1 protein-coding gene is annotated in these 522 nt (G+C 55.0%); it reads left to right on the top strand.

The window, feature by feature from the left end; all coding sequences use genetic code 11:
- Positions 1 to 65: 65 nt before the first annotated feature.
- The coding region (locus KP705_RS16810; protein ID WP_215765084.1) for a transposase at positions 66 to 522 on the top strand (457 nt) is incomplete at its 3' end.

Genomic DNA, 522 nt, shown 5'->3' with positions numbered 1-522 from the left:
ACCCCCTGGTTTTGAGGTCTGCTCTGTGATTCCATTCGTCCGGTTCTGACTGAGGGAATGACGCTATGAAGCAGCCGGGATTTTTTGACGTTGAAGAGCGGCTTGCCCGGTTGAGCGGGCTTGGTGATGAGCTCGAAGCATTTTCCCGGACTGTGGATTTTGAAGTGTTCCGTCCTGATCTGGAGAAGGCACTGGCCTATTCAGATGGAAGCAAAGGCGGGCGACCGCCATTTGATCCGGTGCTGATGTTCAAGATCCTGGTGATCCAGACGTTGAACAATTTGTCTGATGAGCGGACGGAATATCTGATCAACGATCGCCTGTCGTTCATGCGCTTCCTTGGGCTGGGGCTTTCAGATCGTGTTCCTGATGCCAAAACGGTCTGGCTGTTTCGYGAGCGTYTGACACAGGCGGGTGCCATTGAAAGGCTGTTTGACCGATTTGACGCGACCCTGCGGAACGCCGGTTATCTCCCGATGTCCGGCCAGATCCTGGRTGCMACACTGGTAGCGGCTCCGAAGC

Origin of the sequence: Gluconobacter sp. P1D12_c (assembly GCF_018812105.1) — a bacterium.
GTDB classification, from domain to species: Bacteria; Pseudomonadota; Alphaproteobacteria; order Acetobacterales; family Acetobacteraceae; genus Gluconobacter; species Gluconobacter oxydans_A.
This window is presented reverse-complemented; position numbering and strand designations above follow the sequence as displayed.